The sequence below is a fragment of the Lonsdalea britannica genome, assembly GCF_003515985.1.
GTDB lineage: Bacteria > Pseudomonadota > Gammaproteobacteria > Enterobacterales > Enterobacteriaceae > Lonsdalea > Lonsdalea britannica.
Window position 1 is genome coordinate 1,376,674 of the sequence record NZ_CP023009.1, and the last position, 13,418, is coordinate 1,390,091.

The 13,418-nt window shown below is 58.7% G+C and carries 8 protein-coding genes and 1 pseudogene; 7 read left to right on the forward strand and 2 right to left on the reverse strand.

Going from position 1 to position 13,418, the window contains the following annotated elements:
- Positions 1–9 precede the first annotated feature (9 nt).
- Positions 10–1,010 (reverse strand): annotated as a pseudogene (msrP, locus tag CKQ53_RS06485) (protein-methionine-sulfoxide reductase catalytic subunit MsrP).
- A 344-nt stretch (positions 1,011–1,354) separates the two neighbouring features.
- A complete protein-coding gene (gene acuI, locus CKQ53_RS06490; RefSeq protein ID WP_085652991.1) occupies positions 1,355–2,332 on the reverse strand; it encodes an acrylyl-CoA reductase (NADPH) in 978 nt (325 codons plus the stop codon).
- 161 nt (positions 2,333–2,493) lie between these two features.
- On the opposite strand from acuI, the gene csrD reads away from it, so the two are divergent.
- The 7 genes from csrD to yhdP all read left to right on the forward strand — a co-directional run bounded on the left by csrD (position 2,494) and on the right by yhdP (position 13,394).
- Positions 2,494–4,434, forward strand: a complete 1,941-nt coding sequence (csrD, locus tag CKQ53_RS06495) for an RNase E specificity factor CsrD (RefSeq protein ID WP_094118125.1) — start codon at positions 2,494–2,496, stop codon at positions 4,432–4,434.
- Between the two features lie 313 nt (positions 4,435–4,747).
- Positions 4,748–5,791 (forward strand): rod shape-determining protein MreB, encoded by a 1,044-nt coding sequence (gene mreB, locus CKQ53_RS06500; protein WP_003855260.1) that lies wholly within the window; start codon positions 4,748–4,750, stop codon positions 5,789–5,791.
- A gap of 106 nt (positions 5,792–5,897) precedes the next feature.
- The gene (mreC, locus tag CKQ53_RS06505) at positions 5,898–6,902 is read left to right on the forward strand and encodes a rod shape-determining protein MreC (RefSeq protein WP_094118126.1); all 1,005 of its coding nucleotides are present in this window, start codon (positions 5,898–5,900) and stop codon (positions 6,900–6,902) included.
- Positions 6,899–7,387 (forward strand): rod shape-determining protein MreD, encoded by a 489-nt coding sequence (gene mreD / locus CKQ53_RS06510; protein WP_085652994.1) that lies wholly within the window; start codon positions 6,899–6,901, stop codon positions 7,385–7,387. The genes mreC and mreD overlap by 4 nt, the downstream gene beginning before the upstream one ends.
- 9 nt (positions 7,388–7,396) lie before the next feature.
- The gene (locus CKQ53_RS06515; protein WP_094118127.1) at positions 7,397–7,990 is read left to right on the forward strand and encodes a Maf family protein; all 594 of its coding nucleotides are present in this window, start codon (positions 7,397–7,399) and stop codon (positions 7,988–7,990) included.
- Positions 7,980–9,449, forward strand: coding sequence for a ribonuclease G (gene rng, locus CKQ53_RS06520; RefSeq protein WP_085652996.1), 1,470 nt, complete (start codon positions 7,980–7,982; stop codon positions 9,447–9,449). Before CKQ53_RS06515 ends, rng begins: the two co-directional genes overlap by 11 nt.
- A 117-nt stretch (positions 9,450–9,566) precedes the next feature.
- Complete coding sequence (gene yhdP / locus CKQ53_RS06525) at positions 9,567–13,394, forward strand: AsmA2 domain-containing protein YhdP (protein WP_118895291.1); 3,828 nt, start codon at positions 9,567–9,569, stop codon at positions 13,392–13,394.
- Positions 13,395–13,418: the final 24 nt, after the last annotated feature.

The window sequence follows — 13,418 nt, forward strand, 5'->3', positions numbered from 1 at the left end:
TCGTATCATTCAGAAGTTCGCCCGCAAATCCAGACCTCGGTACAGCGAGGCCACCTGGTCGGCATATCCATTGAATAGCAGGGTCGGTTGCCGCTGTACATCGAGAATACCGCCCGCGCCGATCACACGTTCCGTCGCCTGTGACCAGCGCGGGTGGTCGACGTGCGGATTCACGTTAGCGTAAAAACCGTACTCGTTCGGCGCCGATAAGTTCCAGGTGGAGGGGGGACGATCGTGAGTAAAACGGATTTTCACAATGGATTTGATGTTTTTGAAGCCGTACTTCCACGGCGCCATCAGCCTCAGCGGCGCGCCGTTCTGCGGCGGCAGCGTTTTGCCGTAAACGCCGACGGCGATCAACGTCAGCGGATTCATCGCCTCATCCATCCGCAGCCCTTCGACGTAGGGGTAGTTCAACCCCCGCCGATAAAGCTGTCCTTCTGCCCTGGCATCTGTTCGGGATCGTAGAGCGTCTGAAAAGCGACATAGCGTGCGTTGCCGGTCGGATTGGCGAAGGCGATCAGTTGGGAGAGAGGGAAACCAATCCACGGGACGACCATCGACCAGGCTTCGACGCAGCGGAAGCGATAAATGCGCTCTTCCAGCGTGAAGCGCCTGAGAATATCATCCATATCCAGCGTGATGGGTTTGGCGACTTCGCCGTCGATCTCGATTTTCCAACCTTCTGTTTTCAGGCCGCCCGCGTTGGCCGCCGGGTCCGCTTTATCCAGTCCGAACTCGTAAAAGTTGTTGTATCCGGTGACTTTGTCTTCCGGCGTCAACGGCAGATTCAAGCGCCAGTCCGGCGGCTGATTGAAGGTGAGCGGCTTGCCGGGAGACGCCTTGGGCCGTTGGTCACCTTTGATCCAGGACAGCAGGTCTGCCTGCGCGGACATCGGCAACGAGAGGCTTGCGGTCGTGATGCCCAGAAATTTCAGTAGCCGGCGGCGCTGGTGGAATAGGGTTTCCGGTGTGACATCAGCTTCGGTCGGCGTGCGATTTTTTTTCATGGTCTTCCGCCTTTATGCCAGTGTAGTGACTTGACGCGCGGCGCACAGAACGTGTGCCGCATGATGACTGAGATCCATCTCCGCGGGTGTTGGAACGTCGTGTGTGAGTAAAACGAGGCGAGCGCCGTGAGTAAACGGGTCCTCCCCAATGTTTCTAAGCCGTTTCCCACGGCTCCGCGTCACAAGGATAGGTCGCACGCTCCCAATAACGCGGTTCTTAATGTATAGATGATTCTGCCGCGCAGAGATTCGGCGTTAACAAGAAAATTTTTTCGGGGTCTGCGCGCTATAAGCAAAGACCACCCGGGATAGGGTGGTCTGCAGAGAAGGGGCTTCGGGCGAATTTAACGCAGTTTCACCAGTGTCCGACCGGTTACGCGGTTAGCGATGAGATCGGCCGCGGCGGCGGGAACCTCTGCCAATGAGATCTCTTTGGCGATCTGTTCATAGAATGACGCGGGCAGCAGTTCGGCCAACCGTTTCCAGGCTTCTTGACGGCGCGGCGGCGGCGCCATGACAGAGTCCACCCCCTGTAACCGTACGTTGCGCAGAATGAACGGCATGACGGTGGTTGGCAGCGCGATACCGCCAGCCAGACCGCAGGCGGCGACCGTCGCGCCGTAATTCATCTGCGCGAGCAGCGTCGCCAGCACGTTATCGCCCACGGTATCGATAGCGCCGGCCCAACGCTGCTTCTCCAGCGGACGCGGCGCGGCGGTGAATTCCTGTCGGTCAAGCACCTGCTCTGCGCCCAACTGCCGCAGATAATCGGCGTTTTCCGCTCGACCGCTCAGTGCGGACACCTGATACCCCAGCGCGTGGAGCAGGGCTATCGCGGTGCTGCCCACGCCGCCGCTGGCGCCGGTGACGATAATCTCGCCGTCCGCAGGCGTGACGCCGCCATCTTCCAATGCCATGACGCACAGCATGGCGGTAAATCCTGCGGTGCCTATGATCATGGCCTGACGTGCCGAAAGTCCTTCGGGCAGCGCAACCAGCCAGTCGCTATTCACTCGAGCCGACTGCGCCAGTCCGCCCCAATGATTTTCGCCAACGCCCCAGCCGGTCAGAATGACAGGCTGACCGACGGCGAAGGCGGCATCGTCGCTGTTGAGCACGGTGCCCGCGAAGTCAATGCCGGGCACCATCGGAAACTGGCGGATGATTTTGCCTTGGCCTGTGATAGCCAGTGCATCTTTATAGTTGATGCTCGACCAGGATACATCGACAGTCACGTTCCCTTCCGGCAGTTGCGTCGGGTCGATGGTACGGACTTCAGACACCGTTTTACCCTGGTGCTGTTCGAGAATCAGAGCCTGCATAGCATTACCTCCTTTTGGGGAGCGAACAAATAGGTAGAGGGAAATCAGGTAATGACTATATTGGTAATAGACATGACATGCACTGATAAACCGCAAGGGACAGGCGCCTGTCCCGGTGCCGCATTAATCCGGTTATAGCCGTAGGAGTGAAAGACCCAAGGATGAGATTGACCACCAAACTTTCGATGCTGATGACGACGCTGACCCTATTGGCCATCGTACTGATGTTCGTCAGCAGCATCTCCAGCTTCGTTTACTACGGTCAGAAACGCATGGAGCATCAACTTAAAGCGGTGGCGACCAGCGTCGATCAGGCGCTGCTGTTGAACTCGCCCAGCGAGATCATCGCATGGCTGCCGCCGGTGATGAGGAGCCTGGGGATTGTCGAGCTGGAAATCCAGCAGGGGTTGGACAGCAGCGATGTCGTCAGCCTGCCGGAAGACAAGCCCGATGACCGGACGATTATGTATCGCCGGGCGCAAATGTCGCTCATGCAGCATCCCAATATCTCGCTGAAAATAATCTACGTCGATCCGCTGATGGGCTCCCCGCGTTATCTGTTCTCGTTTCTGTCCGTTATGGTGGTGATGCTGGTGATGTCGGTCGCCATCTTTTATGCCGTGCGCTGGCTGCGGCGGCAGATGGCAGGGCAGGAGCGGCTTGAAGAGCGCGCGCAGCGTATTCTCTACGGCGACAGCGAAGTGGTGCCGCACGGCTCCGGCCGCGAATGGCCGGTCAGCGCCAGCGGCGCGCTCGACAAGTTGTTGGGCGATTTAATGGAGGCCCGGGAAGCCAAGGGACGGGTGGATACGCTAATCCGCGCCTTTGCCGCACAGGACGCGGAGACCGGTTTGAATAACCGGTTTTTCTTCGATAATCAACTGGCGACGCAGCTGGAGGATCCGGAGTCCGTCGGCACGCACGGCGTGGTGATGATGGTCCGACTGCCGGATTTCGAGACCCTGCAAGGCACTCACGGTTATGACAGTTCGCTGGCGGAGTACTGCGCGGCGCTGATTAATCAGCTCGCGTTGTTCGTTCGGCGCTATCCGGCCGCACTGTTGGCCCGCTATCACCAGAGCGACCTCGCCGTGCTGCTGCCGCATCGTACGTTAAAAGAAGCGGACGGCATCGCCGCACAGATGGTGCGGGACGCTGAACGCCTGCCCGCGCCGTCTTGCATCGATAAAGACGATATTTTACATATCGGCATCTGTGCCTACCGTAGCGGTCAGCGAGTGGATCAGGTTATCGAAAACGTGGAGGACGCCACTCGCCATGCGGTATTGCAAGGCGGCAGCGGCTGGTGCGTCTTCGATCGTCGAGTGCCGGAAAAAGGGCGAGGGAGCGTAAAGTGGCGGACGCTACTGGAAGAGACGCTGTCCCGCGGCGGCCCGCGTCTCTACCAAAAACCGGCGATAACCTGCGAAGGTTGGGTGCATCACTACGAGCTCAGCAGCCGTATCGATGACGGCACGCAGGAACTGCTGGAGGCGGAATATATGCCGCTGGTGCGTCAGCTCGGCCTCACCGCCAGCTATGAACGGCTGTTGGTCACCCGTACGCTGGCGCTGCTAGCGGATGATGCCGACGTCACGCTGGCGATCCCCATCACCGTGGATTCCTTGTTGCAACCTTCATTCTTGCGCTGGCTGTGCGAAACGCTGCAACAGAATACTCCGGAGCAGCGTCGCCGTTTGCTGCTGGAACTGGCTGAGGCCGACGTCTGTCAGTACCTCGGACGTCTTCGCCCGGTGATTGCCGAGCTGACCGGATTGGGTTGTCGACTGGTGGTGGCGCAGGCCGGTCTGACGCTGGTGAGCAGCGCCTATATCAAGTCGCTCCCAGTCGAAGTGATTAAGCTGCATCCGGGACTGGTGCGCGGCGTCGATCAGCATCCAGAGAATCAACTTTTTATCCACAGTCTGACCGAAGCCTGTGTGGGGACAAAGACGCGCGTTTGCGCCGTCAGTGTTCGTACTCGGGAAGAGTGGCTGACGTTATTGGATAAGGGCGTTCGTGGCGGTCAGGGCGCATTGTTTGCCAACTCGGCACCCGCTGGGAATACGCTGAAAAAATATTCACAGCAGTTCCACGTTTAATGTGAATGTCCGGCCCGATTTAGCGTAGAATGAGCGCGCCGTGGAGAGCATGTCGTTACTGCTGATATCACCGCGAAAATGTTAGATTTTATGTCCGTTGTCGGCGCAAATTTTCGGGATTGTGCGCGGCCAGTCTAGATGCCGCCTGAGGGTACCCCCCTCCATGAGTGACATGCCTAACCCAAATTTGTGCGACATACGTCTTTTTCACCGTAGCAGAGCCTGTTCGCGCCTTGTCGCTGCTGCGTGTGGTTGGTAAAGTAGGCGGATTTTATTTATTTCCGCCCCCAGCTTGCAGGATTATCCTTTAGTTATGTTTAAGAAATTTCGTGGCATGTTTTCCAACGACTTGTCCATCGACCTGGGTACCGCCAATACCCTGATTTATGTAAAAGGACAGGGCATTGTACTGAACGAACCTTCCGTGGTGGCGATTCGCCAGGACCGCGCCGGTTCTCCGAAAAGTGTTGCCGCAGTAGGCCATGACGCCAAACAGATGTTGGGTCGTACGCCGGGCAATATCGCGGCTATCCGTCCGATGAAGGATGGGGTGATTGCCGATTTCTTCGTGACTGAGAAAATGCTGCAGCACTTCATCAAACAGGTGCATAGCAACAGCTTCATGCGCCCCAGCCCGCGCGTGTTGGTCTGCGTTCCCGTCGGAGCGACCCAGGTTGAGCGTCGCGCCATCCGTGAATCCGCACAGGGTGCGGGCGCGCGCGAAGTGTTCCTGATCGAAGAGCCTATGGCGGCGGCTATCGGCGCGGGACTGCCGGTGTCTGAAGCCACCGGCTCCATGGTGGTGGATATCGGCGGCGGTACAACGGAAGTGGCGGTGATCTCCCTGAATGGCGTGGTCTACTCCTCTTCAGTCCGCATCGGCGGCGACCGCTTCGACGAAGCAATTATTAATTACGTTCGCCGCAACTACGGCTCGCTGATCGGCGAAGCGACGGCGGAACGCATCAAGCACGAAATCGGCTCCGCCTACCCGGGCGATGAAGTCCGTGAAATCGAAGTGCGTGGTCGTAATCTGGCTGAAGGCGTGCCGCGTGGTTTCACGCTGAACTCTAACGAAATCCTTGAAGCTCTGCAGGAGCCGCTGACCGGTATCGTCAGTGCGGTCATGGTCGCGCTGGAACAGTGTCCGCCAGAGTTGGCGTCCGACATTTCTGAACGCGGCATGGTGCTGACCGGCGGTGGCGCACTGCTGCGCAACCTGGATCGTCTGCTGATGGAAGAAACCGGCATTCCTGTGGTTGTCGCTGAAGATCCGCTGACCTGCGTTGCGCGTGGCGGTGGTAAAGCGTTGGAAATGATCGACATGCATGGCGGCGATTTGTTCAGCGAAGAATAATCCGGCCTGCCAGAAATAAAGAAGGGGGAAACCGTATGGATGAAGGTTTTTTGAGTTCATCCCGTCTGGTGGCCCCCTTTTTCTTTGTCGAGGAATACGCCATTTTATGAAGCCGATTTTTAGCAGGGGACCCTCCCTGCAACTGCGACTTTTTCTTACCGTCATCACCGCGATTGTCATCATTGTTGCTGACAGCCGGCTCGGTACGTTTGTCAAAATCCGCACCTATATGGATACCGCCGTCAGCCCGTTCTATTTTCTGGCGAACGGCCCGCGCGCGGCGTTGGACAACGTGTCGGCCAAGCTGACCTCCCGGGAGCAGCTGGAGCGCGAGAATACGGCGCTGCGTCAGGAACTGCTGTTGAAGAACAGCGACCTGTTGCTGCAAGGACAGCTCAAGCAGGAGAACGCGCGGCTGCGCGAACTGCTGGGCTCCCCGCTGCGTCAGGACGAACACAAGATGGTGACGCAGGTTCTTTCCGCCGGGATTGACCCCTATAGCGATCAGGTGGTGATCGACAAAGGCGCCGTCAACGGCGTGTATGAAGGCCAGCCGGTCATCAGCGATAAAGGCGTCGTCGGACAGGTGATCGCCGTTGGGCAACTGACCAGCCGCGTACTGCTGATTTGCGATGCCTCGCATGCGCTGCCGATTCAGGTGCTGCGTAACGACATCCGCGTGATTGCCGCAGGTAACGGTTGCACGGAAGATTTGCAGCTGGAGCACTTGCCGAACAATACCGATATTCGCGTCGGAGATGTGCTGGTCACGTCTGGTCTGGGGGGACGCTTCCCCGAAGGCTATCCCGTGGGCGTCATTTCTTCGGTAAAAGTCGACACTCAGCGTGCCTATACTGTCATTCAGGCGCATCCCACGGCGGGACTGCAGCGTTTGCGCTATCTTCTCCTATTGTGGGGAGGGGATAACGACGCCCACGCGGCAATCTCACCTCAGGAAGTGCAACGGGTGGCGAACGAGCGCCTGATGCAGATGATGCCGCATGTGCTGCCGTCGCCTGACTCGATGGGACCGCCAGCGCCCCCGGCAAATGCCGCTCCTTCGACGGACAGCGCCCCCGCGGGCGGTCGTGCGCCGGGAGGCGAGCAATGAACCGTTATCGTCGCAACGGCAACTGGATTATCTGGCTGTCGTTCCTGATAGCGCTGGTGCTGCAAATTATGCCGTGGCCGGATGAGATCTATATGTTCCGTCCCTCCTGGCTGACGTTGCTGCTGATTTACTGGGTGATGGCGCTGCCGCACCGGGTGAATGTAGGAACCGGCTTCATTCTGGGGATCATCACCGATTTGATTCTCGGCGCGACGCTGGGCGTGCGCGCACTGGGGCTAAGCATCGTGGCCTATCTGGTGGCGTTTCGCTTCCAGCTCTTCCGCAATATGGCGCTGTGGCAGCAGGCGCTAATCGTGATGCTGCTGTCGCTGTTGCTGGATCTGTTGATCTTCTGGGCCGAGTTTCTGGTTCACGATGTGGCGTTCCGCCCGGAAGTGCTGTGGAACTGCGTGGTTGATGGCGCGCTGTGGCCGTGGCTGTTTCTACTGATGCGGAAAATCCGTCGTCAGTTCACCGTACAATAGAGGTCGTGCATGACAGCACTGTATTTGGCGTCAACGTCTCCCCGGCGTAAGACCCTTCTGGGGATGCTGGAGATCCCGTTCGTGACGCTGACGGCTGAAGTGGAAGAGCAGAGACGGCCTGACGAAACGCCGGAGCATTACGTGAGCCGTCTGGCGCAGGATAAAGCGGCGGCCGGTGTGGCCGTGGCGCCGGAAGATCTTCCTGTGCTCGGTGCGGACACCATCGTGGTGCTGGAAGGCGACGTGCTGGAAAAACCGCGCGATGAGGCGCATGCCGCCGAGATGCTGCGGGCGTTGTCCGGCCGTCGGCATCAGGTGATGACGGCCATCGCACTGGCCGATAAAGAGAAAACATTAAGTCAACGTGTGGTCACCGAAGTGGTTTTTCGGCGGCTCTCAGAACAGGATATCGTTAGCTATATTGCCAGCGGTGAACCCATGGATAAAGCCGGCGCCTATGGTATCCAGGGCAAAGGCGGGTGCTTCGTGAAATCCATCGCCGGGAGTTACCACGCCGTTGTGGGACTGCCGCTGGTGGAAACCCTTGACTTGTTCAGCCGATTTGCCGAACTGCGTACAGCAAGAGGAACCCATGACAGCTGAGTTACTGGTAAACATTACACCGTCAGAAACGCGCGTCGCTTACATTGATAACGGCACGATGCAGGAAATTCACATCGAGCGTGAAGCCAAGCGCGGCATCGTCGGCAACATCTATAAAGGGCGGGTCAGCCGCGTGCTGCCCGGCATGCAGGCGGCGTTTGTCGATATTGGTCTGGATAAGGCCGCTTTTCTGCACGCTTCCGATATCATGCCGCACACCGAATGCGTGGCGGGCGATGAACAGAAAAATTTCCACGTTCGCGACATCGCTGAGCTGGTGCGTCAGGGGCAGGATCTCATGGTGCAGGTGGTCAAAGACCCCTTGGGCACCAAAGGCGCGCGCCTGACGACGGATATCACGCTGCCTTCGCGCTATCTGGTATTTATGCCGGGCGCCTCGCATGTCGGTGTCTCCCAGCGTATCGAAAGCGAAACCGAGCGCGAGCGACTCAAGCATATCGTGTCCGCCTACTGCGATGAACAGGGCGGCTTCATTATTCGTACCGCCGCTGAAGGCGTGGGCGAACAGGAGCTGACGGAAGATGCGGCGTTCCTGAAGCGCCTGTGGGGCAAGGTGATGGAGCGTAAGAAACGCAATAAAACCCGCTGCCAGCTGTATGGCGAACTGGCGTTGGCCCAGCGTATCCTGAGGGATTTCGCCGGCGCGGAGCTGGATCGCATTCGCGTCGACTCCAAGCTGACCTTTGATTCGCTGGTAGAATTCACCTCGGAATACATTCCCGAGATGGCCAGCAAACTGGAGCTTCATGCGGGTAAACAGCCGATTTTCGATCTGTACGACGTGGAAAACGAAATACAGCGCGCGCTGGATCGCAAGGTGGAACTGAAGTCGGGCGGCTATCTGATCATCGATCAGACCGAGGCGATGACCACGATTGATATCAACACCGGCGCTTTCGTCGGGCATCGCAATCTGGACGAAACCATCTTCAATACCAATATCGAAGCGACGCAGGCGATTGCCCGCCAGCTGCGACTGCGTAATCTGGGCGGCATCATCATCATCGACTTCATCGATATGAGCAACGAAGACCACCGTCGGCGCGTGCTGCATTCGCTGGAGCAGGCGCTCAGTAAAGATCGGGTAAAAACCAGTATTAGCGGCTTCTCTCAACTAGGATTAGTGGAGATGACCCGTAAACGTACCCGTGAGAGTATTGAGCACGTATTGTGCAGCGGCTGTCCTACCTGCCATGGTCGCGGTACGGTGAAAACGGTTGAGACCGTCTGCTACGAAATCCTGCGCGAAATTGTGCGCGTTCATCACGCCTACGATTCAGACCGCTTCCTGGTTTATGCCTCGCCGCGCGTCGGCGAAGCGCTGAAAGGCGAAGAGTCCCATGCGCTGGCCGAGGTGGAAGTGTTTGTCGCAAAACAGGTCAAAGTCCAGATCGAACCCCTGTACAGTCAGGAGCAGTTCGACGTGGTGATGATGTAATACAGACGGCGTGTGGATGCCGGCGGCAAGCGATAGTAGAAAACGGATAGTCGATGTGATGTGGATATGGCGCTTCCGCCCGCTCTGCAGCCGGTGACAAAAAACAAGGAGACATGCGTGAGGCGACTGCCCGGAATAGTACTTGCGACGGGAGCCACCCTTATTGTACTGGTTGCGCTGGCGGTCAGTGGGCTGAGGCTCGTCATGCCGCATCTGGACGAATTCAGGCCACGCTTGGTGGCCTGGGCGCAGTCTGTTTCCGGGATTCCGATAGAGGTTGCCGGCCTTAACGGCACTTGGGAGCCGTTCGGCCCTACGCTGGAAATTAACCACATCCGCATTCAGCATCCGGATGCCGACTGGCAGTCGGAACGCGTCACGCTGGCGCTGGATGTATGGCAATCGTTGCTTCACCTGCGCTGGCAGTTCCGCGATCTCACCTTCTATCAGATGCGGCTGGACATCAAACATCCCCTGCAATTTTCGCAAAAAAACAACGACAGCGGTTGGCAGGCGAACCAGGTGACCGACCTGTTTCTGCGTCAGCTCGACCACTTTGATCTGCGCGACAGCCACATTACCTTTCTGACGCCCTCCGGCCCGCGCGCCGAACTGTTTATTCCCCAACTGACCTGGCTGAACGGCCACAACCGCCATCGCGCCGAAGGCCAAATCAGCTTGTCGAGTTTTAACGGACAGCACGGCGTCGTGCAAATGCGCATGGACTTGCAGGATGATCAGGGATGGCTGAATGACGGCACCCTCTATCTGCAAGCCGATGATATCGATATGAAGCCCTGGCTGAGCCGCTGGTTGCGCAACAACACCGGTCTGGAGAACGCGGACTTCAGTCTGGCGACCTGGCTGCATGTGCGTAACGGCGAGATCGCCGGGGGCGATATTCTGCTCAATGAAGGCACGGCGGGCTGGCGCGATGGCAAAGAGACCCACCGCATCAGCGTCGACAACATGATGTTGCAGGCCAACCGGCAGGATAACGGCTGGCAGCTGACTATCCCGGCGTTGAAGGTCGCGACGGACGGGCAGGCCTGGCCACAGGCGGCGATCTCTGCGCTGTGGTTGCCGGCCGATAAGCCGGTTGAGGGCGAAGCGTTACAGGGCGAACTGCGCGTGCGCAGCGGCAATCTGGCGCTGGAGCGCTTTACGCCGCTGCTGCCCTTGCTCTCTTCCGCCATGCCTGAGCTGAAAACACGCTGGCAGGCGTTGCAGCCGAAGGGCCAGTTGACGACGCTGGCGCTGGATATTCCGCTGGCGACGCCGCAGGACAGCCGCTTTCAGGTCGGTTGGCAGGATGTCAGCTGGCAGCCCTGGCAGATGCTGCCGGGCGTTGACCACTTTTCCGGCACGGTCAGCGGGAGCGTGGGAAGCGGTGAGGTGCATCTTCAGTTGCATCAGAGCACGTTGCCCTATCCGGGCATGTTCCGCGCGCCGCTGGAAATGGAGAAAGTGGAAGGGAACCTGCACTGGCGAAGCGACGATCAAGGCTGGTCGCTGTGGTCGAAAGGCTTGGACGTGCAGGCCAAATCGCTGTGGGTCAACGGCGATTTTGACTACCACCATCCCGCCAAGGGCGAGCCGCAGTTAAATATTCTCGCCGGGCTGCGTTTAAGCGATGGCGCGGAGGCATGGCGCTACTATCCCGAACACTTTATGGGAAAAAGTCTGGTCAATTACCTCAGCCAGGCGGTGCAGGGGGGCTCGGTAGACAACGGCACCCTGATTTTTGCGGGGAACCCCTCGAACTTCCCCTTTACGCATCATGACGGACAATTTCAGGTATGGGTGCCGCTGAAAAACGCCAAATTCGGTTTCCAACCCGGCTGGCCTGCGCTAAACAGTGACAATATCACTCTGAACTTCCTGAATAACGGTCTGTGGATGAATGCGCCGCTGGCGCGGCTCGGCAACGTCGAAGGCCGCAACATAAACGCCGCGATCCCCAACTATCAGCAGGAGCTGTTGCTCATCGACGGCGACCTGAGCGGCAGCGGCAAAGATGTGAGTGATTACTTCATGCAGACGCCGCTGAAATCCACATTGGGGACCGCGCTCCAGCAGTTACAGGTCGGCGGCAACGTGGCCAGCACACTGCATCTGTCCATCCCGCTGAACGGTAAGCTGGTACGGGCGAGCGGCGAGGTGACGATGAACAACAACAGCCTGCTCATCAAACCGCTGGGCGCCACGCTGCGCCAGCTCACCGGCCGCTTTAGCTACGACAATGGCAATTTGAAGAGTGAACCGTTGCAGGCCACCGTGTTCGGGCAACCGCTGACCGCCAGTTTCACCACGGAAGAGCAGGCAAACGCATTCAAGATTAACGTGGACCTGCATGGGAACGTACAGCCGGCTCGGCTACCCGGTTTGCCTGCTGACGTCGTGAGCGCGCTGGGCGGCAACGCGTCCTGGAAAACCCAGGTGGGCGTCACGTTGCCGCACAAGGGCGGCGCAACCTATGACGTGAGCGCACAGGCCGACCTAAAAGAAGTAAGCAGTCACTTACCTTCACCGCTTAACAAGGCGGCGGGCAAGGCGCTGCCGGTACAGCTGAACGCCAAAGGCGACCTGCGCGGCTTTACCGTTCAGGGCGTGCTCGCCAAAAGTCAGCGATTCAACAGTCGCTGGTTGCTGAAAAGACACTCGGTGGTCCTGGCTCAGGCGGTCTGGCAGGACGGCGGTAAGAATGCCCCTGCGTTGACCGGCGAAGACGGCGTCACGCTACATCTGCCAGCGCTTGACGGCGAACGCTGGCTGGGCCTGCTGTCCGGTGCGAAGTCCGCGATGGGATCGGGGGGGAGTGGATTCTCGTTGCCAGAGCGTATCACCGTGACGACGCCGCAGTTGACGCTGGCGGGCCAGCAGTGGCGCGATCTGGCGTTGAGCGCGTATCCCACGGCGGGCGGCACAGCGGTGACGGCGCGCGGCCGCGAGATCGACGGACGCCTGGAGATCCCGCGTACCGGCGTATGGCGAAGCGACATTCGCTATCTTTACTACAATCCTCAATGGTCCGGGAGCGCGTCTCCTTCGACGTCGGGCAAAGCCGCAGCGCCCTTTACCCTCACCAATGAAACCTTTGCCGGATGGCCGACGTTACAGGTGAACTGCAACGAATGTTGGGCGATGGGACAGAATCTGGGCCGGATTCAGGCGTTAGTCGTACCGGAGAGAAACAAGATTTCGATTCGTGGCGGGCTGGTGGATGACGGCAAGGCGCGTTTGACCCTCAACGGCACCTGGCAACAGGCTGAGGGCGGAAGCCGCACCTCGCTGAAAGGCGTGCTGTCGGGCGATAGCCTGACGGAAAGCGCCGAGTGGCTGGGTATTTCCACGCCGCTGCGGGGTGAGTCCTTCAACATCGATTATGACCTCTACTGGCGTGGCGAACCGTGGTCTCCGGACCTGCCCACGCTGAGCGGCATTTTGCAGACCCGCCTGGGCAAAGGGGAAATCACCAGCGCGAGCAGCGGGTCGGCCGGGCAGCTGCTGCGCTTGATCAGCTTCGATGCGCTGCTGCGCAAATTGCAGTTCGATTTCAGCGATACCTTTAACAAAGGCTTCTACTTCGACAGTATCCGCAGCTCGGCCTGGATTAAGTCCGGCGTGCTGCATACGGACAATCTGCTGGTCGATGGACTGGAGGCGGACATCGCCATGAGCGGCGATGTCGATCTGGTGAAACGGCAGATCAACATGGAAGCCACGATCGCGCCGGAGCTTTCCGGTACGGTCGGGGTGGCGGCGGCTTTTGTGGTGAATCCGGTCGTTGGCGCGGCGGTGTTCGCCGCCAGCAAAGTGTTGGCGCCGTTGTGGAATAAATTTTCCCTGATTCGTTACCACATTTCCGGTAGTGTGGATCAACCGAAGATTCAGGAAGTTCTGCGCGAAAAGCAGAAAGCCCGCGCGGCGACATCCGGCCAGTAAGGGCGGCATGTTTATCTGATTACC